The organism is Ruegeria sp. O6 (assembly GCF_056535045.1).
On record NZ_JBQERM010000005.1, the window covers coordinates 17454 to 42500 of the forward strand.

Below are 25047 nucleotides of genomic sequence, written 5' to 3' on the forward strand. Positions count from 1 at the left end.
GTGGCATGATCAGAAGACATATTTGCAAGGTCAGCCTAGCGGTGCGCTAACCGTCTGGCAACAAAGCGGTGTCAGATCTCTTCGACGGTCATCACGCCTTCCAGCGATTTGATCGCGCCCTTGATCTGGGGATTGATCGGGAACACACGCCCCAAGTCGATTTCGACGTCGCCGGGCAGGCCGGGGTCCAGCAACAGCAGTTGGATCGGGCCGCGGGCCGCACCCTTGGCGGCGGTTGCGGCTTCTTCAAGAACCGTTGCAATCGTTGGCACCGCCCGCGCTTCGTCTACAAAAATGCGCAGTCCCGTCGCCCCGGCTTCGGCCACTACAGAATCCGCTGGTCCAACCGAACGACCCAGCAGCTTGAGCTGATCGGACTCCATCGTCGCCTCGACGGTCAGAACCACCTGAGCGCCGGTTTCCAGAAACTCGCGGCATTTCTCCAGCGTGTCGGAAAACAGCGTGACCTCATAAGCGCCGGTCGGGTCCGAAAGCTGGGCAAAGGCGAACCGGTTGCCCTTGGCCGATTTCCGTTCCTGCCGCCCGGCAACCACTCCGGCCATCTTGGCAATCAGCGGGCCAGAACGGGCTTTCTCGGTCACCTCGTCCAGCGTCAGAACCTGTTTACGCTTCAAGGCCGGCATATAGTCATCCAGCGGATGACCAGAGAGGTAGAAGCCGATGGCCTTGAACTCTTCGCTCAGACGTTCAGCCGGCAGCCAGTCGGGGGTCGGCGACAGGCGTGGTTCGGGCAGGTCATCTCCGGCCTCGCCAAACAGCGACACCTGGTTCGAATTCTTCTGTTCATGGATCGCTGCCGAATACTGCACCAGCGCATCTAGGCTTTCAAACACGCGGCGGCGGTTTCGGTCCAGCTCATCAAAAGCCCCGGCGCGGGCCAGCATCTCAAGCGGGCGTTTGCCCACTTTTTTCAAATCCACGCGGCGGGCGAAATCGAACAGGTTGACAAATGGCTTGTCCGCGCGACCCGCAACGATCAGGTTCATCGCCTCGACACCCACATTCTTGAGCGCGCCCAGCGCATAGACCAGATGTCCGTTATCAACATCGAACGTGGCCTGAGAGCGGTTCACACAAGGTGGAATATACGGCAGTTCCAGCCCTTTTCGGACCTCTTCGAAATAGATCGCCAGCTTGTCGGTCAGATGAATATCGCAATTCATGACACCCGCCATGAATTCGACCGGATGGTTCGCCTTCAACCAGCCGGTTTGATAGCTGACCACCGCATAGGCGGCAGCGTGGGATTTGTTGAAGCCGTAATTGGCGAATTTTTCCAGCAGGTCGAAGACTTCGCTGGCTTTCTTGGCATCCACCCCGTTTTCTGCCGCGCCTTTTTCGAACTTGGGGCGTTCGGCATCCATCGCCTCTTTGATCTTTTTACCCATCGCGCGGCGCAGCAGGTCCGCGCCGCCCAGGCTGTACCCGGCCATAACCTGCGCGATCTGCATCACCTGTTCCTGATAGACGATAATGCCTTGAGTTTCCTCAAGAATGTGGTCGATCAGCGGATGAACGGATGTAATCTCGCGCAGCCCGTTCTTGACCTCGCAATAGGTCGGGATGTTTTCCATCGGGCCGGGGCGGTAGAGCGCCACAAGGGCCACGATATCCTCGATGCAGGTGGGTTTCATGCGCTTGAGCGCGTCCATCATGCCCGAGCTTTCCACCTGGAACACCGCGACCGTCTTGGCCGCTGAATAGAGCTTATACGTCGCCTCGTCATCCAGCGGGATGGCGTTGATCTGGTTCTCGGCCCCCTCGGCAGGTTCGTAAAGCTCGGTGCCATCGGCGGCGATATGCAGCTTCCGTCCGGACTTGAAGATCAGGTCCATCGCGTTCTGGATCACGGTCAGGGTTTTCAGACCCAGAAAGTCGAACTTTACCAGCCCGGCCTGTTCCACCCATTTCATGTTGAATTGGGTCGCAGGCATGTCGGATCGCGGGTCCTGATAGATCGGCACCAGCGCGTCCAGTGGCCGGTCGCCAATCACAACCCCAGCCGCGTGGGTCGAGGCGTTGCGCAGCAGCCCTTCGACCTGCTGGCCGTATGTCAGCAGACGATCCACCACCTCTTCGTTGCGCGCTTCTTCCCGCAGGCGCGGCTCGTCCTTCAGGGCTTTTTCGATGGAAACCGGTTTGACACCTTCCACGGGGATCATCTTAGACAGACGGTCCACCTGCCCGTACGGCATTTGCAGCACCCGCCCGATGTCGCGCACGGCGGCCTTTGACAGCAAGGCACCAAAAGTGATGATCTGCCCCACCTTGTCGCGCCCGTATTTCTGCTGCACGTAACGGATCACCTCTTCTCGGCGATCCATGCAGAAGTCGATATCGAAGTCGGGCATCGAAACCCGTTCGGGATTCAGGAACCGTTCAAACAGCAGGCTATAACGCAGCGGGTCGAGGTCGGTAATTGTCAGCGCATAAGCCACCAGCGAGCCCGCACCCGATCCCCGCCCCGGTCCAACCGGAATATCGTGATCCTTGGCCCATTGGATAAAGTCGGCAACGATCAGGAAGTAACCAGGAAAGCCCATGCCTTCGATGATGCCAAGTTCGAAATCCAACCGCTCCTGATACTCCTCGGGCGTCACCGCATGGGGGATTACCGCCAAACGTTTCTGCAAGCCTTCATTCGCGATGCGGCGCAGTTCAGCGACCTCGTCATCGGCGAATTTCGGCAGGATGGGATCGCGGCGATAAGCCATAAAGGCGCAACGCCGCGCGATCTCGACCGTGTTCTTAATGGCCTCGGGCAGATCAGCGAACAGCGTCACCATTTCCTGCTGCGACTTGAAATAATGCTGCGCGGTCAGGCGGCGGCGACCTTCCTGCTGGTCGACATAAGCCCCTTCGGCGATACAGATCAGCGCATCATGGGCCTCGTACATATCCGAGGTCGGGAAATAGACGTCATTGGTGGCAACCAGCGGCAGGTTCTTGGCATAGGCCATCTCGATATGGCCGCGCTCGGTCTGGCGTTCGGCCTCGGGTTGGCCGTCTTCACCTGGGTGACGCTGGAGTTCGATATACAGACGATCCGGGAAAATCGCGGCCAACCGATCCACCAGCGCCTCGGCCGCCGGACGTTGCCCCTGTTGCAACAGGCGGCCCACCGGCCCGTCAGGCCCTCCGGACAGGCAGATCAGCCCGTCGGCGCGGTCCGCAAGCTCGTCCAGCGTGACCTGCGGCAACTGCCCGCCCTTGTCCACGTAAAGGCACGTGCTCAGCTTCATCAGGTTCTCGTACCCCGCCTCGGACTGTGCCAGCAGAACAAGCGGCGCGGGCGATTTTTGTTTTTCCCCCGGTTGCGACTGCACATAAGTCAGATCAACCTGACATCCCATGATCGGCTGGACACCAGCCTGACTGGCTGTCACCGAAAATTCCAGCGCCGAAAACATGGAATTCGTGTCAGTCACTGCAACGGCAGGCATCTCCATCTTCTCGCACAGGGCGGGCAGTTTTTTCAGCCGCACAGCGCCTTCCAGAAGGGAATATTCGGTGTGAACACGTAGGTGAATGAATCGGGGGGTACTGCTCATGAACGGCAGGCTACCCTAGCCGCGAGGCATGCAAAAGCCGGAACCTGCGCCGTTGTTTGGCAAAATAATCATTTTCGATTATTCGGATTTTCCAGAAGGTGCTTCGGAAAGCGACATCTTCACTGACAAAAAAACGCTTTAGTTTCAAACAACTGATATTTACACAGGGTGCGCAATTCCACGCCGATTGGCTGTAATGATGCATCATACAGGCAGTTTTTCTTGCCAGATCACGCATGCTGTTTCTAACATCCATTGGCAAGCTATCCGCCCGCCACTCTTTCTACGTCGCATCGAAGGAGGGCACCACCAGGGCGCAACCGGGTAAGGCGACGGGTTTCTCGAATGGACATCACGTTTCTTCTGAACGGAGAGACAGTGGAGCTGACGGACATCGATCCGACAGCCACTCTGCTGGATTGGCTGCGTGAAGATCGTGGCCTGACCGGCACCAAGGAAGGCTGCAACGAAGGCGATTGCGGTGCCTGCACTGTCATGGTGACGGATGCGGGTGGTGCAAAGGCCCTGAACTCGTGCATCCTTTTCTTGCCGCAACTGCATGGCAAGGCGGTTCGAACCGTCGAAGGCGCCAGCAGCCCCGATGGCGAGGTCCATCCGGTTCAGCAGGCCATGGTTGACCTGCACGGTTCGCAATGCGGCTTTTGCACGCCCGGTTTTGTCATGTCGATGGTGGCCGGTCACACCAATGGCGCGACGGATCACGATACACAGCTTGCCGGTAATCTGTGCCGTTGCACGGGTTACGCTCCCATTATTCGCGCAGCCGAAGCGGCCGAGAAACAGCCCGTGCCTGTCTGGGTTAAAGACAAGCCTGTCGCAACGCCCGCCACCTCACCCATGCTGCCGGGCTCGTCCGACGCGCTGGCTGCCGTATATGCCGAGAACCCGAATGCCACTTTGGTTGCGGGCGCAACAGACGTTGGGCTTTGGGTGACCAAGCAACTACGCGATCTTGATCCGGTGATCTTCCTGAACCGCTGTGACGATCTCAAAGAGATCACGATCACCGACGAAGAAATTCGTTTCGGTGCCATGGTCGATATGAACCGTATGGGCGAAGCCTTGGCGGACATTCACCCATCCTATGCAGAAATGATCCGGCGCTATGCCAGTGTTCAGGTCCGTCACGCGGCCACTGTGGGCGGCAACATCGCCAATGGCTCGCCAATCGGAGACAACCCGCCCGCGCTGATCGCATTGGGTGCGACGCTGCACCTGCGCAAAGGTGATGAGCGCCGGTCAGTCCTGCTGGAAGACTTCTTCATCGATTACGGGAAACAGGACCGCGCACCGGGTGAGTTTGTCGAAGCCGTCAGCTTCCTGCGTCAGGCGGACCGGCTGAAATGCTACAAGCTGAGCAAACGGTTCGATCAGGATATCTCGGCGGTGTGCGGATGTTTCAACGTTACCATTTCGGACGGACAGGTGACAGATGCGCGCATCGCGTTTGGCGGTATGGCTGGCATTCCGAAACGGGCAACCCATGTCGAGGCCGCGCTGATCGGCAAACCGTGGGCGCGCGAGGCGATTGACGCCGCTCTGCCCGCTTTTGCCGACGATTATTCACCGCTTACGGATATGCGCGCCTCGGCCACGTACAGGCTTGAGACCGCCAAAGCGATGCTGGAACGGTACTTCCTTGAGGATCAGGGCCAAGTGACCAACGTGCTGGAGGTATCGGCATGAGCGTATCCAAACCCCTTCCCCATGACGCGGCACCGCTACACGTATCCGGTTCCGCCCGGTATGTGGACGACATCCCGACGCCAAAGGGCACATTGCATCTGGCCTTTGGCCTGAGCCCGATCGCCAAGGGCACGATTACCGCGATGGACCTGTCTGCCGTGAAAGCGGCACCCGGGGTCGTCAGGGTCATGACGGCACAGGACCTGCCCTTTGCCAACGATGTTTCGCCCTCGATCCATGACGAGCCTTTGCTGTCCGACGGGACGGTTCACTATATCGGCCAGCCTGTTTTCCTTGTGGTTGCCACCAGCCATCTGGCCGCCCGCAAGGCGGTTCGGTTGGGCAAGATCGACTATGCCGAGGAAACACCGATCCTGACGGTTGAAGAAGCTCTGGCCGCAGACAGCCGATTTGAAGACGGGCCCCGCATCTATGCCAAGGGCGATGCGGACGCCGCGATTGAAAGCGCCGCCCACGTCATCGACGGGACGTTCGAGATCGGCGGTCAGGAGCATTTCTATCTGGAAGGTCAGGCTGCGCTTGCCGTGCCGAATGAAGGCGGCGACATGCTGGTCCACAGCTCGACCCAGCACCCGACCGAGATACAGCACAAGGTGGCGGACGCTCTGGGCCTGCCCATGCATGCGATCCGCGTCGAAACCCGGCGCATGGGTGGCGGATTCGGCGGCAAGGAAAGCCAGGGGAATGCGCTGGCCGTCGCCTGCGCGGTGGCTGCACGGGCAACCGGCAAAGCCTGCAAGATGCGCTATGACCGCGATGATGACATGATCATCACCGGCAAACGCCACGCCTTCCGGATTTCCTATCGCGCGGGATTTGACGAACAGGGTCACATTCAGGGCGTGTCCTTTCTGCAATACGCAATCTGCGGCTGGGCGCAGGACCTGTCCCTGCCCGTCGCCGACCGTGCGATGCTGCATTCTGACAATGCATACCTGTTGCCCAATGCCCGGATTGAAAGCCATCGGTTGAAGACCAACACGCAGTCAGCCACCGCCTATCGCGGGTTTGGTGGCCCGCAGGGGATGGTTGCCATCGAACGTGTGATGGACCACGCCGCGCATGAACTTGGGCTGGACCCGGTGGAATTGCGCCGTCGCAACTATTACGAGCCCGCGCATAAGGTTGCCGAAGTCCAACCTCACGAAAAACCGCTGGGTCATCCCGACCCGCACGAAGACCTGACCAGCCGTGGCGCGGTGGAAACAGGGACGGCCCCGGTCCGCCCCCTGCCCGCTGGTGGCAACACGACGCCCTACGGCATGGAGGTCAGCGATTTCGAACTGCATGGCATGACCGAAGCGCTGATGAAGTCCAGCAACTATGCCGCGCGCAAAGCGGCCATCGAGAAATGGAATGCCGAAAACAGCGTGATCAAGAAGGGCATCGCCTTTTCTCCGGTCAAGTTCGGTATTTCCTTCACACTGACCCATCTGAATCAGGCCGGTGCGCTGGTGCATGTGTATCAGGATGGTTCGGTCCACCTGAATCATGGTGGCACCGAGATGGGTCAGGGTCTGTTCCAGAAGGTCGCGCAAGTGGCCGCGGCGCGTTTCGGCATCCCGCTTGAGATGGTCAAGATCACCGCCACGGATACGGCAAAAGTGCCCAATACCTCGGCCACGGCGGCGTCTTCAGGCAGCGATCTGAACGGTATGGCGGTGAAAGCGGCCTGCGATACGATCCGCGACCGGATGGCCGATTATCTGGCTGAACGGCATCAGGCCGACCCCTCTGCGGTCACTTTCACGGATGGCCACGTTTCGGTTGGTGAAGAACGGTACACGTTCGCCGAAGCTGCCGCACTGGCCTATCAGGGTCGCATAAGCCTGTCGGCCACCGGCTTTTATAAAACGCCCAAGATCGAATGGGACCGGATCGCGGGGCGCGGTCGCCCGTTTTACTATTTCGCCTATGGTGCTTCGGTCACCGAGGTGGCTGTGGACACATTGACGGGCGAGAACCGCATTCTGCGCACAGATATCCTGCATGACGCGGGCGCTTCGCTGAACCCGGCGCTGGATGTCGGACAGGTCGAAGGCGGTTACGTGCAAGGTGCGGGCTGGCTGACGACCGAGGAACTGGTCTGGGACGGAAACGGCAACCTGCGCACGCATGCGCCCTCAACCTACAAGATCCCGGCCTGTTCCGACCGGCCCGACATATTCAACGTCGCACTTTGGGATGGCGAGAACCGAGAGGACACCATCTTTCGCTCGAAAGCCGTGGGGGAACCCCCGTTCATGCTGGGAATATCAGCCTGGCTGGCGCTTTCGAATGCGGTGGCGGCCTGCGGGGATACTTATCCGGCACTCAATGCGCCCGCCACCGCCGAAGAAGTCTGGCGCGGCGTCCAGAGGATGAAGGGAGGCATCTGATGGGATTTGACCTTGAGGCTTTGAGGGAGGCGGTCAAAACCCACGGCAAAGTGGTCCGGGTGGTCATCGCCGGGATCAAAGGGTCGTCTCCACGTGAAGTTGGTGCCGCCATGCTGGTCTGGGACGGCGGGCAAAGCGGCACAATCGGCGGCGGAACACTGGAATACCAGGCGGCACATGCCGCGCGGTTGCAAACCACGCCAACCCGCCTGACGCATCATGCGCTTGGACCCGAGTTGGGGCAATGCTGCGGCGGTGCCGTGTCGCTGCTGAGCGAGGTTTACGACGCAAAAACCGTCAATGATCTGGACGATGCCGTCATCGCGCGCCCGACCAAGGATGGCGCGATGCCCCTGTCGGTCAAGCGAATGCTGGCGACGGCGCGCGGACAGGGGATTGCGCCTGAACCGCAGCTGATTGACGGCTGGATGGTTGAACCCGTTCACAAGCCCACGCGCAATCTGTGGATCTGGGGCGCGGGCCATGTCGGCCGGGCGCTGGTGGATGTGCTGTCCCCGCTTCCTGATCTTGCGATCACCTGGGTGGACACCAGCCGTCAGCGCTTTCCGGCAGCTGTGCCAGTGGGCGTGACAATTGTTCCGGCGGCAAAACCGGCCGAGCTGGTCCGCCATGCCCCATGTGACGCCGAACATCTTGTGCTTACATACTCGCATAATCTTGACTTTGAACTGTGCAACAGACTGCTTTTGCACGATTTTGGCTTTGCGGGGCTGATTGGCTCGGCTACGAAATGGGCGCGATTCCGGTCGCGGCTGGCCGCCCTTGGGCATCCGCCTGAACGGATTAGCCGGATCACCTGCCCGATCGGTGACCCGTCGATGGGGAAGCATCCGCATATGATCGCCGTGGGCGTCGCTGCACAATTGCTGCGCCCGGCCCTGCAAAACAAGTTGAAGAAGGACCTGAGCGCGTGACCATTCCACTTTTGAGCTTGCAAGGGCTGACCAAAGCCTACCCCGGTGTTGTGGCCAATGATCAGGTGTCCTTTGACATCGGTGAAGGCGAAGTGCACGCGCTGCTGGGTGAAAACGGCGCGGGGAAATCCACGCTGGTAAAAATGATCTATGGGCTTGTGAAGCCGGACAGCGGCACCATGAAACTGCGCGGCAATCCGTTTGCGCCGCCCGAACCCCGCGCGGCCCGTGCGGATGGGATCGCGATGGTGTTCCAGCATTTTTCGCTGTTTGACGCGCTGAACGTGGCCGAGAATATCGCGCTGGGGATGGAGAACCCGCCCCCGATGGGGGATCTGGCATCGCGCATTCGCGAAGTTTCGGAAACTTATGGCCTTCCGCTGGACCCGTTTCGCACGGTTGGCGACCTGTCCGCAGGCGAACGCCAGCGGGTCGAGATCATCCGCTGCCTGTTGCAGGACCCCAAGCTGCTGATCATGGACGAACCGACCTCGGTTCTGACCCCGCAAGAGGTCGATATTCTGTTTGAGACGCTGAACAAGCTACGCTCCGAGGGAACCTCGATCCTGTATATCTCGCATAAACTGGAGGAAATCCGAACGCTATGCGACCATGCTACGATCCTGCGTCTGGGCAAGAACGTGGGCGAATGTGTCCCCGCTGAAACCTCGGCGCGTGACATGGCCGAGATGATGGTCGGGTCAACCTTGCAGACGCCCGAACGCTCGGGCCGGGAACTGGGCGAGGTCGCGCTGGATGTCAGCGGGCTGTCAGTCCCCTCGCCTTCGGAATTCGGCACCGCATTGCGCAATGTGCACATGACGGTCCGCAAGGGCGAGGTTCTGGGCATCGGCGGCGTTGCCGGAAACGGGCAGGATGAGTTGCTGGGCGTGTTGTCCGGGGAAATCCTGACATCGGCGGATGCAATCAAGTTCAACGGTCAGGCGATCGGCAAGCTCGGCCCGACAGCGCGCCGTAAGCTGGGCGTTCTGACCGCGCCCGAGGAACGGTTAGGCCACGCAGCGGCACCCGACATGAGCCTGACCGAAAACGCTTTGCTGACCGGATCTGTGCGGGAAGGGCTTGAGAAAAATGGCTTCTTGAAATGGTCCGAAACCCGGAGTTTTGCCGAAAAGATCATCGAAGCCTTCGACGTTCGCACGCCCGGGCCCGAAAACGCAGCGCGGTCCTTGTCCGGCGGTAACCTGCAGAAATTCGTGATTGGACGCGAAGTGCTGCAAAACCCTGATGTGTTGGTGGTAAACCAGCCAACCTGGGGGGTGGATGCCGCGGCGGCCGCGTCGATCCGGCAAGCCATACTCGATCTTGCGGCGAAAGGCACAGCGGTGATCTGCATCTCGCAGGATCTGGATGAGCTGATGGAGATCTCGGACAGTTTTGCGGCCTTGAACGAAGGTCGGCTGAGCGCACCGCGCCCGACCACCGGCCTGACGGTGGATGAGATTGGCCTGATGATGGGCGGCGCCCATGGCATGGAGGTGGCACATGTGTGATCTGCTGGGCCGCCTTCGGCTAGAGTATTTGCGAAAAGATGAAACATCTGGGGGGATGAGCAGATGATTGTGTTGGAGAAACGGCCACAGCCGTCCAGGGCCTGGTCTTACGCGACCCCCCTTGTGGCGGTGCTGGCAACAATGGTGTTTGGCGGGTTGCTGTTTGCCATTTTGGGGAAAAATCCGGTCGAAGCCATCGGTACCATCTTCTGGGAACCGCTGTTTGGAGAGTTCGCATTCTATTACCGCCCTCAATTGCTGGTCAAAGGCGCGCCCCTAGTGCTGATCGCAATCGGATTGTCGCTGGGTTTTCGGGCCGGTATCTGGAATATCGGGGCCGAAGGACAATACATCATGGGCGCCATATTCGGCGCGGGCGCAGGTCTGGCCTTCTATCCGCTTGATGCCTGGTACATCTTCCCGATCATGGTGGTCGCAGGCGCATTTGGCGGTTGGCTGTGGGCAACGATCCCGGCTTTGCTGAAGGTGCGTTTCGGCACCAACGAAATCCTTGTGTCGCTGATGCTGGTCTACGTGGCCGAGCAGATGCTGGCCTCGGTCTCGCTAGGTCTTCTCAAGAACCCCGAAGGGTTCGGCTTTCCCGGATCGCGCAACCTGCAATCCTATGAAAGCGCGCATAATGCCGAGCTGATTGCCGGTTCCGGGATGCATTGGGGTGTTGTCGCGGCCTTCATCGCGGTGATCTTTGCCTATGTATTGCTGAACCGTCACATGCTGGGCTTCCATATCCGTCTGACGGGTGAGGCCCCCCGCGCGGCAAAGTTTGCAGGTGTGAATCCGGCGCGCCTGATCCTGTTCTGCCTTGGGATTTCGGGCGCTTTGGCCGGGCTGGCCGGTATGTTCGAGGTGTCCGGCCCGTCCGGTCAGATCAGCATCGATTTCAACGTGGGCTATGGCTTTACCGCGATCATCGTCGCGTTTCTGGGCCGCCTGCATCCGGTGGGTATCCTGTTGGCCGGGGGCCTGATGGCGCTGACCTATATTGGCGGCGAAATTGCACAATCGCAGCTGGGTCTGCCTGCCGCTGCCATTCAGGTGTTTCAGGGAATGCTGCTGTTTTTCCTGCTGGCCTTCGATCTTCTGACAAACTTCCGCATCCGTGCGGCGCGTAGCGAGGTGGCGTGATCATGGACCTTGGTCAAATCAATCCCGTTCTTCTGGTTGCCTCGCTTATGGTGGCCGCAACCCCCCTTCTGCTGGCCGCGATCGGAGAGCTTGTCGTGGAAAAGGCAGGCGTTCTGAACCTTGGTGTCGAGGGCATGATGATCGTTGGCGCGATCAGCGGTTTTGCGATCTCGGTCGAAACCGGCTCGCCCTGGCTGGGCTTTGTTGCTGCCGCCATTGGCGGGGCCGTGCTGTCGCTGCTGTTCGTCCTGCTGACACAGTTTGCATTGGCCAACCAGGTTGCAAGCGGCCTTGCGCTGACCCTGTTTGGACTGGGGTTCAGCGCCTTGATGGGGCAAAGCTATGTGGGCGTCAAACCCCCCAGCATGGGCGATATCCACATCCCTTTGATTAGCGATATTCCGGTCATCGGCCCGATCCTGTTTCGGCACGACCCCATCCTGTATCTGGGCATTGCGCTGACCGCTGTGGTCTGGGCCGTCCTGAAGTACACCCGCGTCGGGTTGATCCTGTGGTCGGTTGGGGAAAACCACGATGCCGTCCATGCGCTTGGCTACAAGGTCATCAAAATCCGTATCATGGCGATCCTGTTCGGCGGGGCCTGCGCGGGCCTGGGTGGGGCTTACATCAGCCTGATCCGTGTGCCGCAATGGACCGAGGGCATGACCGCAGGTGTCGGCTGGATCGCGCTGGCGCTGGTGGTGTTTGCCAGCTGGAAACCATGGCGGGTCCTGCTGGGTGCATATTTGTTCGGCGGCATTACCGTCTTGCAGCTTAATTTGCAGGCAGCGGGCGTTGCCATTCCCGTCGAGTATCTGGCAATGTCACCCTATCTCATCACGATCCTTGTGCTTGTGATCCTTTCGGCCGACAAGAGCAGCGCACCTGCCTCACTGGGCCGGACCTTCCATGCCTCACACTAGAGGCCAACTGAACCAACTTGGGGAGTAACTACATGAAATTCAAATCACTTCTGACAACTGCCGCGATAGCGCTTGGTCTTGCGACCGGCGCAGTGGCGCAAGACAAGACCAAGGTCGGATTTGTCTATGTCGGCCCTGTCGGCGACGGTGGCTGGACCTATGAACACAACAAGGGCCGTCTGGCGATCGAAGAAGAGTTCGGCGACAAGGTCGAGACTGTATTCGTTGAATCGGTGCCGGAAGGCCCGGACGCCGAACGCGTGATGACACAGATGGCACTGGAAGGCGCGGATCTGATCTTTACCACCTCGTTCGGCTATATGGATCCTACCATCAACGTGGCCAAGAAGTTCCCGAACGTGAAGTTCGAGCACGCGACAGGCTACAAGACTGCCGACAACGTCTCGGTCTATTCAGCGCGTTTCTACGAAGGCCGCGCGGTTCAGGGGCATATCGCGGGTAAAATGACCAAATCGAACATCATCGGCTATATCGGGTCCTACCCGATCCCCGAGGTGATCCGCGGTATCAACTCGGCCTATATCCACGCCAAGAAAGCGAACCCGGATGTCCAGTTCAAGATCGTCTGGGCCTATACCTGGTTCGACCCGGCAAAAGAAGCTGACGCCGCATCTGTTCTGATCGAACAGGGCGCCGACGTGATCCTGCAGCACACTGACTCGACCGCACCGCAGGCCGCCGCACAAGAGGCGGGCAACGTGATCACCTTCGGTCAGGCTTCGGATATGAGCGAATACGCCCCCAAACCGCGTGTTTCCTCGATCATCGACAACTGGGGACCCTATTACATTGCGCGCACGCGAGCTGTGATGGACGGCACCTGGACCTCGTCCAACACCTGGGACGGTATCGGGCCGGGCATGGTAGAAATCGGTGAGATTTCGGACGCGGTTCCGGCGGACATCAAGGAAGAGGCACTGGCCCTGAAAGCCGCGCTGGCCGATGGCAGCTATCATGCCTTTACCGGACCGCTGAAGAAGCAGGACGGCAGCGACTGGCTGGCCGAGGGCGAAGTGGCCGACGACGGTACGCTGGCTGGCATGAACTTCTATGTTGAAGGGCTGGAAGGCGATATCCCGCAGTAAACGACGCGGGTAGAAATGCATCAAGGCCCGCGGGTTTGCGGGCCTTTTTTCGTGGCGTTTTCGCTTTGGTCACATTACCGGATGACCGGGATGCTACGGCCGCGAAGACCTACGGAACCTTTAAGCCCTATCCTGTGTTCGCCATCCAATCAGGCTAAGGCACGCAAACACGATCGCGGCAACGCAGACGATCGAAGGCCCTGCCGGAGTGTCGAAAACATACGCAGCCCTTAACCCCGTGATGGCTGAAAGCGCACCAATTCCCGCAGCAATCAGGGCCATTGATTCTGGTGACCGCGCGAGGTTTCGCGCAGCGGCCGCCGGAATGATCAGCATTGCGGCGATCAGCAATACGCCCACAACCTTGATCGCCACCGCTACGGTCACGGCAAGTGACAGGGTCAGGATCAGTTGTTCTCGCCTTGGATCGAAGCCGCTGGCATAGGCCAGTTCTTCGTTCAGTGTCGCGGTCAGAAGTTGCGACCAACGCCAGACAATCAGCGCCACGACAAGCGCCGCACCGCCCCAGATCACGACCAGATCCGAACGGGAGACCGCCAGAATATCCCCAAACAGATATGCCATCAGGTCAATCCGGACTCCGGACAGGAATGAAACTGCAACCAGTCCGAAGGCCAGCGCAGAATGCGCCAGAACCCCCAGCAGCGTGTCCATCGCATAACCGCGACCGGCCAAAAGCGAAACGGTCAGCGCCATGACCAAAGCGACGGCCAGCGCACCCGTGAAGATCGACATCTGAAACGTCAGGGACAGGGCCACGCCCAAAATCGCGGCATGTGCGGTTGCATCGCCAAAATACGCCATGCGGCGCCACACGACAAAACACCCAAGGGGGGCCGCCGCAAACGCCACGCCAATACCGGCGAGCGTTGCCCGCATCATGAAATCATCCAGCATTATTCCGCCGCTTCCTGTGGGTTTGCATCATGGTCATGATCATGATGGTGATCATGTTCATGACGATAAAGGGCAAGCGCGCCACCTGTTCCGGTTCCGAACAAGGCCCGATATTCGGGCGCCGAGGCGACCACGGCCGGTGATCCTTCGCAACAGACATGCCCATTGAGGCATATCACCCGGTCCGACGCACTCATGACCACGTGCAGTTCGTGGCTGATCATCAGAATGGCGCATCCGGTCTCGCGCCGGACAGCCTCGATCTGCTGGTAAAAGCTGGCCGACCCCCGTTGGTCCAACCCCTGTGTCGCTTCGTCCAGCAACAGAATATCCGGGCGGTTGATCAAAGCCCGAGCCAGCAGCACCCGCTGGAACTGTCCACCGGACAGTTGCGACATCTGGCGTTTCAACAGATCCGGCACACCCGCCGATTCAAGCGCCTCGACACATTGCCTGCGCGACACAGGATCGGTCAGACGCATGAACCGTTCGACAGAAATCGGTAGTGTCGGATCGACATGCAGTTTCTGCGGCACATAGCCGATTTTCAATCCGGGCTTCAGTGACACTTGACCGGCGGAAGGCCGTGTCGCACCGATAATGGCGCGCAGCAGGCTGGTCTTGCCTGATCCGTTCGGGCCAACGATGGTCACGATTTCACCCGGTTCAATGACCATATCCACATGATGCAGCACGGTATGCGCGCCATAGCGGACGCTGAGTTTCTCGACGGTGATCAGGGCCATCTTTATGCCTTTTCGGTGCAGTCGGGGCAGAGACCTTCAGCCTCTACAACCGTTCGCTCGATCTCGAAACCCGCCGCGCGCGCGGCAGCGCCAAGAACACCTTTGGACGGGGCAGATTGCGCCTCGGCTACGGCGTCGCATTTTCGGCAGATCATGAAAGCAGGTGAATGCGCCGCACCGGGATGAGAGCAGGCGACAAACGCGTTCAGCCGCTCGATCTTGTGGACAAAGCCGTTTTGTACAAGAAACTCCAGCGCCCGATAAGCGACCGGAGGCTGGGACCCGAACCCTTCGTCGCGCAACCGGTCAAGGATTGCATAGGCACCAAGGGCGCGATGTTCCTGCAATAACATCTCAAGAACCTTGCGCCGAACCGGCGTCAGCCGCAGCCCTTCCGCTTTGCACCGGACTTCGGCGGATGTCAGAGCCGTTGCGACGCAGCTCTGGTGGTCATGTTCCTGAAACCCGACCGGAGCCGCGTCTTTGCCAATAACTGGGTGCACATCACTTGTCATGTTATTACATATCATGTATTGCCGCTTGAAATGTTATAAAATCACACAGAGGGCCCGATGTCCAGAACGCTTCTTCTTCCATTATCTATCACAGTTGCACTGCTGGGTGGACCGGCCCGCGCAGATGCGCCAAACGTTGCCGCGGACATTGCCCCGGTTCATTCGCTGGTGGCCCGTGTCATGGCGGGTGTGGGAACACCTGCCCTGATCGTCGCACCGGGTGCCTCGCCGCATGAATACAATCTGCGCCCGTCCGAGGCAGCCGCGTTGCAAAACGCCGATCTGGTGTTCTGGGTAGGAGAAGACCTGACACCCTGGCTGGAAAGTGCGATAGAAACTCTTGCCCAAGGTGCGACCGCCACAGCCCTATTGGACGCAAAGGGTACGGGGCTTCTTGAGTTCCGGGAAGACGCATTGTTTGAGGCGCATGATCACGCGGACGATGCGGGTCACGAAGACCATGACGACCATGGCGATCACGAAGGCCATGATGATCATGACTCTCATGACCCACATGCCTGGCTTTCGCCAACGAATGCCAAAGCCTGGCTGACCCTGATCGCGGATCAACTGTCGTCAGCGGATCCCGACAACGCCGCTGCGTATTTAGCAAATGCCGAAGCGGCGCGCGAAGAAATGAACGTGCTTTCCGCAGAAGTGGAAGAGTTGCTTGAACCGGTTCGCGGCGGCAGCTTCATCGTGTTTCATGATGCCTACCAGTATTTTGAGGTTGCGTTTGGTTTCCCTGCATCGGGCGCGATTTCCCTGAGCGACGCGTCCGACCCAAGCCCCGCGCGAGTTGCCGCCATTCAAGGTCGCATTCACGCCGAAGGCATCAACTGCGTATTGTCTGAACCACAGTTCAATCCGGGCATCGTCGAAACCGTGTTGGATGGAACATCGGCACAATCCGGTGTGATCGATCCACTGGGCTCGGCTCTGGAACCCGGGCCGTCTCTGTACCCGCAAGTCATTCGTAACATGGCGCAAACCCTGTCGGAGTGTTTGAAAACCCGTTGAACCGGGACTGGGATCGGGACGCGGAAACCTGCCGGGGTGCACCCAAAAGGGCCAAGTCCCGATCTGCGCATCAGGTTTGGAACATTGGAGAAGCGCATCAGACCATGGTCTGTAGCGCGTCAAACAATTGTCGTTCATAGTCGATTGCGAAATGAGACCCAAAATTACCGACCTGACAATTGGCAACTGGTCTTTGTCGCGCGTTTTTCTCGCGGCCAGCATAGTCGTAATGGGGACTGCTACGGTGTTTGTTGGTCACTGGGTGTCGAACCGGATCGAAAACGCGGTTGTACAGAACTCCGCCAACTCGGCCGCACTGTACATGGAAAGCATTCTGTCTCCTCTCAGCCAGGAGCTGGCGCATGGAGACCGCCTTTCCGAACAGGCCAGCCGGGCGCTGGACGAGATTTTCATGACCCAGCCGATGCGCGAACGCATTGCCTCGTACAAGTTCTGGAAACAGGATGGCGAGATTGCATACGCATCGGATTCCGCCATCATCGGTCGTCGGTTCGAGCCGACAGATGACCTGAAACGCGCATGGGCTGGAGAAATCTCGGGCTCATTTGAAGAGCTGGACGACGAAGAAAGCGCGGCAGAGGCTGCGCTTGGCATTCCATTGCTGGAAGTCTACAGCCCTATTCGCGAAATCTGGTCGGGGAAAATCATCGCGGTCGCCGAGTTCTATGAAAAAGCCGATCAGTTGGAACTGGACATGGCCAGAGCCCGAAGAACAAGCTGGTTGATCGTTGGCTCGGCTTTTGCGGCAAGCACGATTGTTCTGTTTTCCATTGTCGCAATCGGCGACAATACCATTCGACGGCAGGGGCGCCTTCTGAACGACCGCCTTGCCGAAAGTGAAAAGATGGCCGCGCAGAATGCCATGCTGCGGTCGCGCGTCATTGATGCATCAGAAAGATATGCTGCGCAAACGGACAGGTTCCTCAGGAAACTCGGCGCGGAACTGCATGACGGTCCTGCCCAATACCTATCGCTCGCTGCCCTTCGATTGGAGGCCGCATTCGGCGACAGGCCGGAGATGCCCACCGAGGCCGAAGAAATTCAACAGTCGTTGCAGAAGTCTTTGGCAGAAATTCGCGCCCTGTCACGGGGGTTGTTCGCGCCAGACATCGAAAACCTGGCGCTCGTTGATGTCGTGAAAAGAGCTGTCGAGGACCACGCGGAACACAGCCCTTTTCGCCCCGGTATTTCCTTTCAGGGCAATCCGTCGCCCGACTTGTCGATCTCGGGCAAGTTGTGCGTTTTCCGGTTCCTGCAGGAAACGCTTTCCAATGCCGCAAGATATGCGCCCGCGTCCCAGTGCACTGTCACCTGCAACGTACAAGGTGATCGCATCACCGTTCAGGTCAGCGACGACGGCCCCGGGTTCGCCCCCTCCGGCGAGACGGTTCTGCGTGAGGACGGGGGCCAGGGCCTTGTCGGCTTGCGTGACCGGGTCGAAAGCATCGGTGGCCGGTTCGAGGTGACATCAACCCCGGGCGAGGGCACCACCGTTGCTATGACATTGTTTCCCAGAAAGATGAGTGCATCATGACAACATCCGTCGTTATCGCAGATGATCACCCGATTTTCAGGGACGGTTTGCACCGCACTTTAGAGGAAGCCGACGGCTTCAAGGTTCTCGCCGCCGGATCAAATGCGGATGAGGCCGTTTCCCTTGTCCGAACCCATCAGCCTGACATCGCCATCCTCGACCTGTCGATGCCCGGTGGCGGCATTAGCGCGACCCGTCGAATTGCTGAAATGGCAAACCCGCCTTTCATTGCGATATTGACGGTCTCTGAAAACAGCAGTGACGTTGCAGACGCTTTGGAGGCGGGTGCCATTGGCTATATCGTCAAGGGCGTGACAGCACGCGAATTGACAGCTTCGCTGCGCAGTATCGCCTCGGGCGAAGGGTTCGTCTCGCCGGGTCTTGCTTCGCGTATGCTGCTTCAGATCAATCGCAGAAACGGGTCGCAGCAAGAAGCTGACGCCATAGATGATCTTACCCATCGCGAAGAAGAAATCCTAAGACGCGTCGCCAAAGGGCTGAGCAATCGGGAAATAGCCGATGAGTTGGGAATACAGGAGAAAACCGTCAAGCATTACATGACGGCGATCCTGTCCAAGCTCCATGCGCGAAACCGGGTGGAGGCCGCTCTTATCGCGCATGAGGCCTGGAACAAGAAAGACTAGGGGTCAGGCGCTCAAAGACCGGGGCGGTCTCTCAAGAAAAGAAACCGCCCCGCACAATCGTCAAAATTAGTTACTCAGTTGGCAATCGCCTGAAGTCTGCTGCGATCCGCCGCAGTTGCGGTTCTTTCTACGACGGTCCGGTTGAACGGGTCTTTCAACTCGTAACGCCCGCCCTCGATCTCTTCTTTCCAGCCGTTTGCGTAACTGACTTCGATATTGTTGCCCTGAATTTCGATTTTTGCCGGGTTACTTCCAGCGCCACCACTCTGCCCGGGCGAGCGCACGCTGTCGATTGAGATACCGTTTGCCAGTGACCGAAGGCGCGAAACGTCGGCACCGGTGGCCGGTCGTTCCTCGACTGTTCGGTTCTGCGCGTTCTTTCTTTCGTACCGGCCGTTTTCAATCTCTTCCTTGGTGCCGTCAGCATAGCGTACTTCTATGCCGCTCGCGCTTGTCTCGACCTTTGTTATTCCAGCCGACCCCGATGACTGCCCCCCAGACTGGGACCGGTCCTTCTTATCGCCCCGGCCCGAGCGTGACGAACCATCGGCATCATCATCATCGTCGTCGTCATCATCATCGTGACCACCTTTACCCGATCCGGAATTGTCGTCACGATCACCGCCGCTGCCCGACCCGGAATTGCTGTCATGGTCATCATCCCCGCCGTTGCCGTCACTCCCTTTCCCGCTCTTTGCAAACGCGTAAGCAGGTTCCAACCGCAGATGACCGTCTGCGTCAAAAGCCGGCACATAGGGTGTCATCACAATCAGCGACGCCAGCGCTACCGTGCTGAGAAGCTGACCAGTTCTTTTCCGGTTATTCATTCTCGTCTCCAATCCTGTTCGAGGCGTTATCCTGTATTGGAGGCAGAATATCCCGGGCCCGGCTTCGCTACATCGGGCTTAGGTCTGATGATTTTCCGGCCGATTGTCCGGGTCCGAGGAATGAGAGTTTCAAATATCCATCACTTAAAAAGACCTGGTGATCCAATTTAGGCCTTGGGCAATGAGGTGTTGCCGCGTTGCTTTCCATGTTTTGCGGAACTCGGCTTCAGCGGTTGGCGGGTCTTGATTTGACAGCTGTCGTTTTCTTCCCGATTAGGGTCAGGATGCATTGATTCTCAAGGCGCTGCATGATTCACGGCTCGAAAAATGGAGTGGTGATATGAGCGACCTTTTCTGGCTGACCGACGAGCAGATGGCCAAATTTTCCCCTTTCTTCCCGCGGTCGCACGGCAAGCCACGGGTCGATGACAAGAGGGTGCTGAGCGGGATTATCTTCATCAATCGCAATGGGTTGCGGTGGCGAGACGCTCCCAAAGAATACGGACCGCACAAGACGCTTTATAGCCGGTGGAAGCGTTGGAGTGAGAAAGGCATCTTCGCGCGGATGATGACCGGCCTGGCCGCCGAACACGGCGAGGAAAAGACCGTGATGATCCCCTCTCGGGACATTGCTCCGCAATGCCCTGCCGGGCAGTGGACGCGACCTATCTGAAAGCACATCGCACCGCGACCAGCAGGGCCGCGAAAAAGGGGGGCGTGGCCGCCTGATTGGCCGAACCAAGGGCGGCATGAATACTAAACTGCATGCTATCTGTGACAGCCAAGGGCGACCGATCAGCCTTTTTGTCACCGCTGGCCAAGTCAGTGACTACATCGGTGCGCGAGCGCTAATGAGCAGCATACCAGAAGTCGACTGGCTGCTCGGGGATCGCGGCTATGATGCAGACCGGTTCCGAGACGCGTTGAAAGACAAAGGAATAAGCGCCTGCATCCCAGGTCGAAAGCAACGCAACCGTCATCTATTGGTTATGAATCCTGACCCTACGACACACCGGTCTACTTTTCGATCACGGAGGTACACCGGTACATCGACAACATGAACCGTGAGGTCATCGGTCGACTGGACGGCGAGAACAAACCCAAGCTTTCTGATGGAACACTAATAGAAGATCGAAAACTTCATTACTTCGAAAACTCATGTACTTTCGTCCCGACATCCACGGCCAAAGCGGATAAGGCAACCAGCGGTCCGTTTTATGGAGAATTCAATCGCTTCCTCTCACGTCTTGAAACCAAACTCTCCGACAAGCGCCTACGCTTCTTGCTACAAGCCAAGAAAGATGATGGGAAGTGTTTCCAGACTGATGACTTTGAACAAATCATGAAGCAATTCATCGGTTACCTCAATCGATCCAATGTCACCATTGTCGACCTAAGTGGCATACCATTTGAGGTGTTGAGTATTACGGTGAGCCTAGTTTCTCGACTGATCTTCGATTTCTGTTTTCACTACTCGAAGCTGCTACAAAGACAAGAATTACTGAATGATGTACCAGTCATGCTTGTCTGCGAGGAAGCTCATAACTACATCCCTCAGAGAGACGACGCTGCATATCGTTCTTCTAGAAAATCGTTGGAGCGCATTGCAAAAGAAGGAAGAAAGTACGGGCTCAGTTTGATGGTTGTGAGCAAGCGACCGTCAGAGGTTTCGGAGACTATCTTCGCGCAATGCAACAATTTTTTGGCGCTTCGGCTGACCAACAATACCGACCAAAACTATGTGAAGCGGCTCTTTCCGGACAACTCCAGCGGCATTACGGACATCTTACCCAATCTTGCCCCTGGTGAATGTGTCGTTGTCGGAGATGCTGTGTTGCTGCCAGCGATTGTGCAGATGCCGATGCAGAATCCCGAGCCACAATCCCAAGGCGTTCGCTTCCACAAAGAATGGCAGGAACCTTGGCGCGAATTTACTTTTGGGGATGTGATAAGTCGCTGGCGGAAAGAATGATACGCCTAGTGGTAGGCTGTGCGCGCGTCTGAACTTGACGAACAATCCGGTTTGCTGACCCGACGGATATCTGCTTTCGGGTTACTATAACGCAGCGACTGGCGCTGTTGCCAGGGATCGGACTTGGCCGGAGAATGAGCACTAACGCCAAAGCAGTAAATCTAGCATCCTATTCGAGGGAGCATTCAAACTATTCGAGGAGGGTTTGCATTGCATTTTCAGTTCCAGTTTGCGTTCTTACCCTTTCCTCCAACTGGTCAATCAACAATACCTGCTGAGTTATTTCATCCGCCAACTTTGTGAGATTGGCGTTTAACTCAGACAACTCTTCATCGGCACCAAATGCGCGATAGGTGTTGCTCCAGCTACCATCCCTCCACATCCAGCTAGAATGAGTGAGCCTCCCCAACTGAACTGGTCCACCGCTATGTTTAGGAAACGGAGGACCACGAATGGCAAACAAGCGACCGAAGCCCGAAGAGATTGTCTCGAAGTTACGGCAGGTTGAAGTTCTGATGGGGCAAGGCATGTCCCGTCTTGATGCGATCAGGCAGATCGGCGTTGTTGAACAAACCTATTACCGCTGGCGCAAGAAGTACGGCGGAATGGGCGTAGATCAGTTGAAAGAACTGAAACGGCTTCAGAAAGAGAATGAGCGACTGCGACGTGCGGTATCCGATCTGACGTTGGACAAGCTGATCCTGACGGAAGCCGCGAAGGGAAACTACTGAGCCCCGCTCGTCGTCGTGCTTGTATTGACCATGTTCGCAACCAATTGAACGTTTCCGAGAGACGCGCCTGCCGCGTGCTTGGACAACACAGATCCACGCAACGGCGTGTCCCACAAGGTCGCGCAGACGAAGACCGATTGGTGGCCGACATGATCGAGCTGACCCGTCAATACGGCCGATATGGCTATCGCAGGATCGCTGCATTGCTGAGAGAGGCTGGATGGTCTGTCAGCGATGGGCGAATTGAACGGCTTTGGCGACGAGAGGGGCTGAAAGTGCCAGTGAAACAACCGAAGAAAGGACGGCTTTGGCTGAACCCCTCTCATCGATACTGCGTATCGACTGCCGGGCAGTGGATGGGTCGTGTGTTCGGCTGAGGCCGGAGTATCGCAATCATGTATGGAGCTATGATTTCGTCCATTGTCGAACCGACGATGGCAAAGCTTTTCGGACGCTGAACATCCTTGATGAGCACAGCCGGGAGTGCCTGGCGATTAGAGTGAAGCGCAAGCTGAACTCGGTCGACGTGATCGACGCCCTGACGGATCTGTTCATCCTTCGTGGCGCACCCGGTTTCATACGTTCGGATAACGGGCCGGAATTTGTCGCCCAGGCCGTCCGAGACTGGATCGCCGCCGTCGGCGCCAAGACGGCTTACATCGAACCTGGCAGCCCGTGGGAGAACGGATACTGTGAAAGTTTCAATGGCCGGTTCAGGGACGAACTACTCAACGGCGAAATCTTCTACAGCCTGCGCGAAGCACAAATCCTGATCGAACAATGGAGGAGACACTACAATACAAAACGCCCCCACAGTGCACTGGGCTATCACCCGCCGGCACCTGAAACCATCATCCCGATGAATCACAGGCCGATGATGCACTAACAATCAACTTGGACCAGTCAGATGAGGCTGCTCAGCAGATCTGGCACAGGCGCTATCGGATCCGTCGATCCGCACCGGGGCCTTGGAGATTATCCGGGGCCTGATTGAACGTGTTACGATCAAACATGAACGGGATGGCGTCCAGATCGAACTGGAGGGTGTCCTGGCAGCGATGATTGGGTTGGCCCAGAATGAACAAAGCCGCCCTGAGGCGGCTTGTTCGAGACTCTGTTCGACCGAAGTGGTTGCGGGAGCAGGATTTGAACCTGCGACCTTCAGGTTATGAGCCTGACGAGCTACCGGGCTGCTCCATCCCGCGTCAGAGTCAGATTTGTTTTCATCGTTTTAGAGAGATTTGGGGATTTTGCTAGGTTTGGCGGTGACCTACTCTCCCGGGGCTTAAGCCCAAGTACCATTGGCGCGGCAGTGCTTAACTTCCGGGTTCGGGATGGGACCGGGTGTTTCACTTGCGCTATGACCACCAAACCGAGGAAAATCCCCACGTCGCTGTTTTTGCGGAGCAAAAAAGCGACGGGCAGGAGGCAGCGTATTCGCGAAGCGGATGCGCGGTCCTGCACGGTTGTGTTAATCAGATCAACGTTGTCCAACTCAGGGTGTGTATGTCTTTGATTTGTCTTTCCATTACTGGATCAAATCAAGCCTATCGGGCGATTAGTACCGGTCAACTGAACGCATTACTGCGCTTACATCTCCGGCCTATTGACGTGGTGGTCTTCCACGGCCCTCAGGGAGACCTTGTTTTGAGGGGGGCTTCCCGCTTAGATGCCTTCAGCGGTTATCCTGTCCGATCATAGCTACCCAGCACTGCCGTTGGCACGACAACTGGTCCACCAGTGGATCGTTCACCCCGGTCCTCTCGTACTAGGGGCAACTCCTCTCAAGTCTCCTACACCCACGGCAGATAGGGACCGAACTGTCTCACGACGTTCTAAACCCAGCTCACGTACCTCTTTAAACGGCGAACAGCCGTACCCTTGGGACCTGCTCCAGCCCCAGGATGAGATGAGCCGACATCGAGGTGCCAAACACTGCCGTCGATATGGACTCTTGGGCAGTATCAGCCTGTTATCCCCGGCGTACCTTTTATCCGTTGAGCGATGGCCCTTCCACTCGGGACCACCGGATCACTATGGCCGTCTTTCGACTCTGCTCGACTTGTCAGTCTTGCAGTCAGGCTGGCTTCTGCCATTGCACTCAACGAGCGATTTCCGACCGCTCTGAGCCAACCTTCGCGCGCCTCCGTTACGCTTTAGGAGGCGACCGCCCCAGTCAAACTACCCGCCACGCAGGGTCCCGGATCCGGATAACGGACCGCGGTTAGACATCAAGAGTGCGAAGGGTGGTATCTCAAGGGAGGCTCCACGGATACTTGCGTTTCCGCTTCAAAGCCTACCACCTATCCTGCACATCACAATCCTGATGCCAGTGCGAAGCTGTAGTAAAGGTGCACGGGGTCTTTCCGTCTAACCGCGGGAAGCCTGCATCTTGACAGGCAATTCAATTTCGCTGAGTCGATGTTGGAGACAGCGGGGAAGTCGTTACGCCATTCGTGCAGGTCGGAACTTACCCGACAAGGAATTTCGCTACCTTAGGACCGTTATAGTTACGGCCGCCGTTTACCTGGGCTTCAATTCAAGGCTCTCACCTCTCCTTTTAACCTTCAGGCACCGGGCAGGCGTCAGACCCTATACGTCGTCTTGCGACTTCGCAGAGCCCTGTGTTTTTAATAAACAGTCGCCACCCCCTGGTTTGTGCCCCCAGCCCCTAGTTGCCTAGGAACCGGGCCTCCTTCTCGCGAACTTACGGAGGTATTTTGCCGAGTTCCTTCAACATCGTTCTCTCAAGCGCCTTGGTATGCTCTACCAGTCCACCTGTGTCGGTTTAGGGTACGGTCTGATGGAGGGCTATTT

General features: G+C 57.9%; 16 protein-coding genes, 1 tRNA gene, 2 rRNA genes and 2 pseudogenes (1 of these 21 cut by a window edge). 13 read left to right on the forward strand and 8 right to left on the reverse strand.

Annotated elements, in window-relative coordinates; genetic code table 11:
* Positions 1 to 71: 71 nt before the first annotated feature.
* Complete coding sequence (gene dnaE, locus ACR0DY_RS08305) at positions 72 to 3572, reverse strand: DNA polymerase III subunit alpha (protein WP_480540028.1); 3501 nt, start codon at positions 3570 to 3572, stop codon at positions 72 to 74.
* Between the two features lie 345 nt (positions 3573 to 3917).
* Between dnaE and xdhA the strand changes: the two genes are divergently transcribed.
* The 7 genes from xdhA to ACR0DY_RS08340 all read left to right on the forward strand — a co-directional run bounded on the left by xdhA (position 3918) and on the right by ACR0DY_RS08340 (position 13302).
* On the forward strand, positions 3918 to 5279 hold the full coding sequence (xdhA, locus tag ACR0DY_RS08310) for a xanthine dehydrogenase small subunit (RefSeq protein WP_480540026.1): 1362 nt from the start codon (positions 3918 to 3920) through the stop codon (positions 5277 to 5279).
* Positions 5276 to 7678, forward strand: a complete 2403-nt coding sequence (xdhB, locus tag ACR0DY_RS08315) for a xanthine dehydrogenase molybdopterin binding subunit (RefSeq protein WP_480547463.1) — start codon at positions 5276 to 5278, stop codon at positions 7676 to 7678. The genes xdhA and xdhB overlap by 4 nt, the downstream gene beginning before the upstream one ends.
* Positions 7678 to 8613, forward strand: a complete 936-nt coding sequence (gene xdhC / locus ACR0DY_RS08320) for a xanthine dehydrogenase accessory protein XdhC (protein WP_480547461.1) — start codon at positions 7678 to 7680, stop codon at positions 8611 to 8613. The genes xdhB and xdhC overlap by 1 nt, the downstream gene beginning before the upstream one ends.
* The gene (locus ACR0DY_RS08325) at positions 8610 to 10127 is read left to right on the forward strand and encodes an ABC transporter ATP-binding protein (RefSeq protein ID WP_480488998.1); all 1518 of its coding nucleotides are present in this window, start codon (positions 8610 to 8612) and stop codon (positions 10125 to 10127) included. The genes xdhC and ACR0DY_RS08325 overlap by 4 nt, the downstream gene beginning before the upstream one ends.
* A gap of 63 nt (positions 10128 to 10190) precedes the next feature.
* Entirely contained in the window at positions 10191 to 11273 is a 1083-nt protein-coding gene (locus ACR0DY_RS08330) for an ABC transporter permease (protein WP_267363631.1), read from the forward strand.
* 2 nt (positions 11274 to 11275) lie between these two features.
* Positions 11276 to 12196 carry an ABC transporter permease gene (locus tag ACR0DY_RS08335; protein ID WP_480898105.1) on the forward strand — a complete coding sequence of 307 codons (921 nt, stop codon included), beginning with the start codon at positions 11276 to 11278 and terminating at the stop codon, positions 12194 to 12196.
* A 32-nt stretch (positions 12197 to 12228) separates the two neighbouring features.
* Positions 12229 to 13302: a BMP family ABC transporter substrate-binding protein gene (locus ACR0DY_RS08340; RefSeq protein WP_480547459.1), complete on the forward strand. Its 1074-nt coding sequence runs from the start codon at positions 12229 to 12231 to the stop codon at positions 13300 to 13302.
* 120 nt (positions 13303 to 13422) lie between these two features.
* Here ACR0DY_RS08340 and ACR0DY_RS08345 read toward each other — a convergent pair whose 3' ends face one another.
* Genes ACR0DY_RS08345 through ACR0DY_RS08355 form a run of 3 tightly spaced genes read right to left on the reverse strand, consistent with a single transcriptional unit; the run spans position 13423 to position 15481 of the window.
* Positions 13423 to 14220 carry a metal ABC transporter permease gene (locus tag ACR0DY_RS08345; RefSeq protein WP_480547457.1) on the reverse strand — a complete coding sequence of 266 codons (798 nt, stop codon included), beginning with the start codon at positions 14218 to 14220 and terminating at the stop codon, positions 13423 to 13425.
* The gene (locus ACR0DY_RS08350; RefSeq protein ID WP_480547455.1) at positions 14220 to 14966 is read right to left on the reverse strand and encodes a metal ABC transporter ATP-binding protein; all 747 of its coding nucleotides are present in this window, start codon (positions 14964 to 14966) and stop codon (positions 14220 to 14222) included. Before ACR0DY_RS08350 ends, ACR0DY_RS08345 begins: the two co-directional genes overlap by 1 nt.
* 2 nt (positions 14967 to 14968) lie before the next feature.
* Entirely contained in the window at positions 14969 to 15481 is a 513-nt protein-coding gene (locus ACR0DY_RS08355; RefSeq protein WP_480547453.1) for a Fur family transcriptional regulator, read from the reverse strand.
* 57 nt (positions 15482 to 15538) lie between these two features.
* Here ACR0DY_RS08355 and ACR0DY_RS08360 point away from each other — a divergent pair, with 57 nt between their 5' ends.
* The 3 genes from ACR0DY_RS08360 to ACR0DY_RS08370 all read left to right on the forward strand — a co-directional run bounded on the left by ACR0DY_RS08360 (position 15539) and on the right by ACR0DY_RS08370 (position 18700).
* The gene (locus tag ACR0DY_RS08360) at positions 15539 to 16501 is read left to right on the forward strand and encodes a zinc ABC transporter substrate-binding protein (RefSeq protein ID WP_480540018.1); all 963 of its coding nucleotides are present in this window, start codon (positions 15539 to 15541) and stop codon (positions 16499 to 16501) included.
* Positions 16502 to 16652: 151 nt separating this feature from the next.
* Complete coding sequence (locus tag ACR0DY_RS08365; protein WP_480898108.1) at positions 16653 to 18056, forward strand: sensor histidine kinase; 1404 nt, start codon at positions 16653 to 16655, stop codon at positions 18054 to 18056.
* Positions 18053 to 18700, forward strand: coding sequence for a response regulator (locus ACR0DY_RS08370; RefSeq protein ID WP_480484834.1), 648 nt, complete (start codon positions 18053 to 18055; stop codon positions 18698 to 18700). Before ACR0DY_RS08365 ends, ACR0DY_RS08370 begins: the two co-directional genes overlap by 4 nt.
* Before the next feature lie 74 nt (positions 18701 to 18774).
* Here the strand turns inward: ACR0DY_RS08370 and ACR0DY_RS08375 are convergent, their stop codons facing one another.
* Positions 18775 to 19527: a hypothetical protein gene (locus tag ACR0DY_RS08375; RefSeq protein WP_480484835.1), complete on the reverse strand. Its 753-nt coding sequence runs from the start codon at positions 19525 to 19527 to the stop codon at positions 18775 to 18777.
* 340 nt (positions 19528 to 19867) lie between these two features.
* On the opposite strand from ACR0DY_RS08375, the pseudogene ACR0DY_RS08380 reads away from it, so the two are divergent.
* The 3 genes and pseudogenes from ACR0DY_RS08380 to ACR0DY_RS08390 all read left to right on the forward strand — a co-directional run.
* Positions 19868 to 20504, forward strand: a pseudogene (locus ACR0DY_RS08380) (IS5 family transposase); the annotation flags it as partial.
* Between the two features lie 80 nt (positions 20505 to 20584).
* Positions 20585 to 21499 (forward strand): ATP-binding protein, encoded by a 915-nt coding sequence (locus ACR0DY_RS08385; protein WP_480484836.1) that lies wholly within the window; start codon positions 20585 to 20587, stop codon positions 21497 to 21499.
* Positions 21500 to 21951: 452 nt separating this feature from the next.
* Positions 21952 to 23116 (forward strand): annotated as a pseudogene (locus tag ACR0DY_RS08390) (IS3 family transposase).
* Positions 23117 to 23358: 242 nt separating this feature from the next.
* Here ACR0DY_RS08390 and ACR0DY_RS08395 read toward each other — a convergent pair.
* The 3 genes from ACR0DY_RS08395 to ACR0DY_RS08405 form a co-directional block, all read right to left on the reverse strand.
* A tRNA-Met gene (locus ACR0DY_RS08395) sits at positions 23359 to 23435 on the reverse strand.
* 52 nt (positions 23436 to 23487) lie between these two features.
* A 5S ribosomal RNA gene (rrf, locus tag ACR0DY_RS08400) occupies positions 23488 to 23602 on the reverse strand.
* Between the two features lie 165 nt (positions 23603 to 23767).
* A 23S ribosomal RNA gene (locus ACR0DY_RS08405) occupies positions 23768 to 25047 on the reverse strand (it continues 1565 nt past the right edge of the window).

Excerpts from the sequence above, each read along its gene's own strand:
- dnaE (WP_480540028.1), bottom strand. The coding sequence starts at position 3,572 with ATGAGCAGTACCCCCCGATTCATTCACCTACGTGTTCACACCGAATAT.
- xdhA (WP_480540026.1), top strand. The coding sequence starts at position 3,918 with ATGGACATCACGTTTCTTCTGAACGGAGAGACAGTGGAGCTGACGGAC.
- xdhB (WP_480547463.1), top strand. The coding sequence starts at position 5,276 with ATGAGCGTATCCAAACCCCTTCCCCATGACGCGGCACCGCTACACGTA.
- xdhC (WP_480547461.1), top strand. The coding sequence starts at position 7,678 with ATGGGATTTGACCTTGAGGCTTTGAGGGAGGCGGTCAAAACCCACGGC.
- ACR0DY_RS08330 (WP_267363631.1), top strand. The coding sequence starts at position 10,191 with ATGATTGTGTTGGAGAAACGGCCACAGCCGTCCAGGGCCTGGTCTTAC.
- ACR0DY_RS08335 (WP_480898105.1), top strand. The coding sequence starts at position 11,276 with ATGGACCTTGGTCAAATCAATCCCGTTCTTCTGGTTGCCTCGCTTATG.
- ACR0DY_RS08340 (WP_480547459.1), top strand. The coding sequence starts at position 12,229 with ATGAAATTCAAATCACTTCTGACAACTGCCGCGATAGCGCTTGGTCTT.
- ACR0DY_RS08345 (WP_480547457.1), bottom strand. The coding sequence starts at position 14,220 with ATGCTGGATGATTTCATGATGCGGGCAACGCTCGCCGGTATTGGCGTG.
- ACR0DY_RS08350 (WP_480547455.1), bottom strand. The coding sequence starts at position 14,966 with ATGGCCCTGATCACCGTCGAGAAACTCAGCGTCCGCTATGGCGCGCAT.
- ACR0DY_RS08355 (WP_480547453.1), bottom strand. The coding sequence starts at position 15,481 with ATGACAAGTGATGTGCACCCAGTTATTGGCAAAGACGCGGCTCCGGTC.
- ACR0DY_RS08360 (WP_480540018.1), top strand. The coding sequence starts at position 15,539 with ATGTCCAGAACGCTTCTTCTTCCATTATCTATCACAGTTGCACTGCTG.
- ACR0DY_RS08365 (WP_480898108.1), top strand. The coding sequence starts at position 16,653 with ATGAGACCCAAAATTACCGACCTGACAATTGGCAACTGGTCTTTGTCG.
- ACR0DY_RS08370 (WP_480484834.1), top strand. The coding sequence starts at position 18,053 with ATGACAACATCCGTCGTTATCGCAGATGATCACCCGATTTTCAGGGAC.
- ACR0DY_RS08375 (WP_480484835.1), bottom strand. The coding sequence starts at position 19,527 with ATGAATAACCGGAAAAGAACTGGTCAGCTTCTCAGCACGGTAGCGCTG.
- ACR0DY_RS08385 (WP_480484836.1), top strand. The coding sequence starts at position 20,585 with ATGAACCGTGAGGTCATCGGTCGACTGGACGGCGAGAACAAACCCAAG.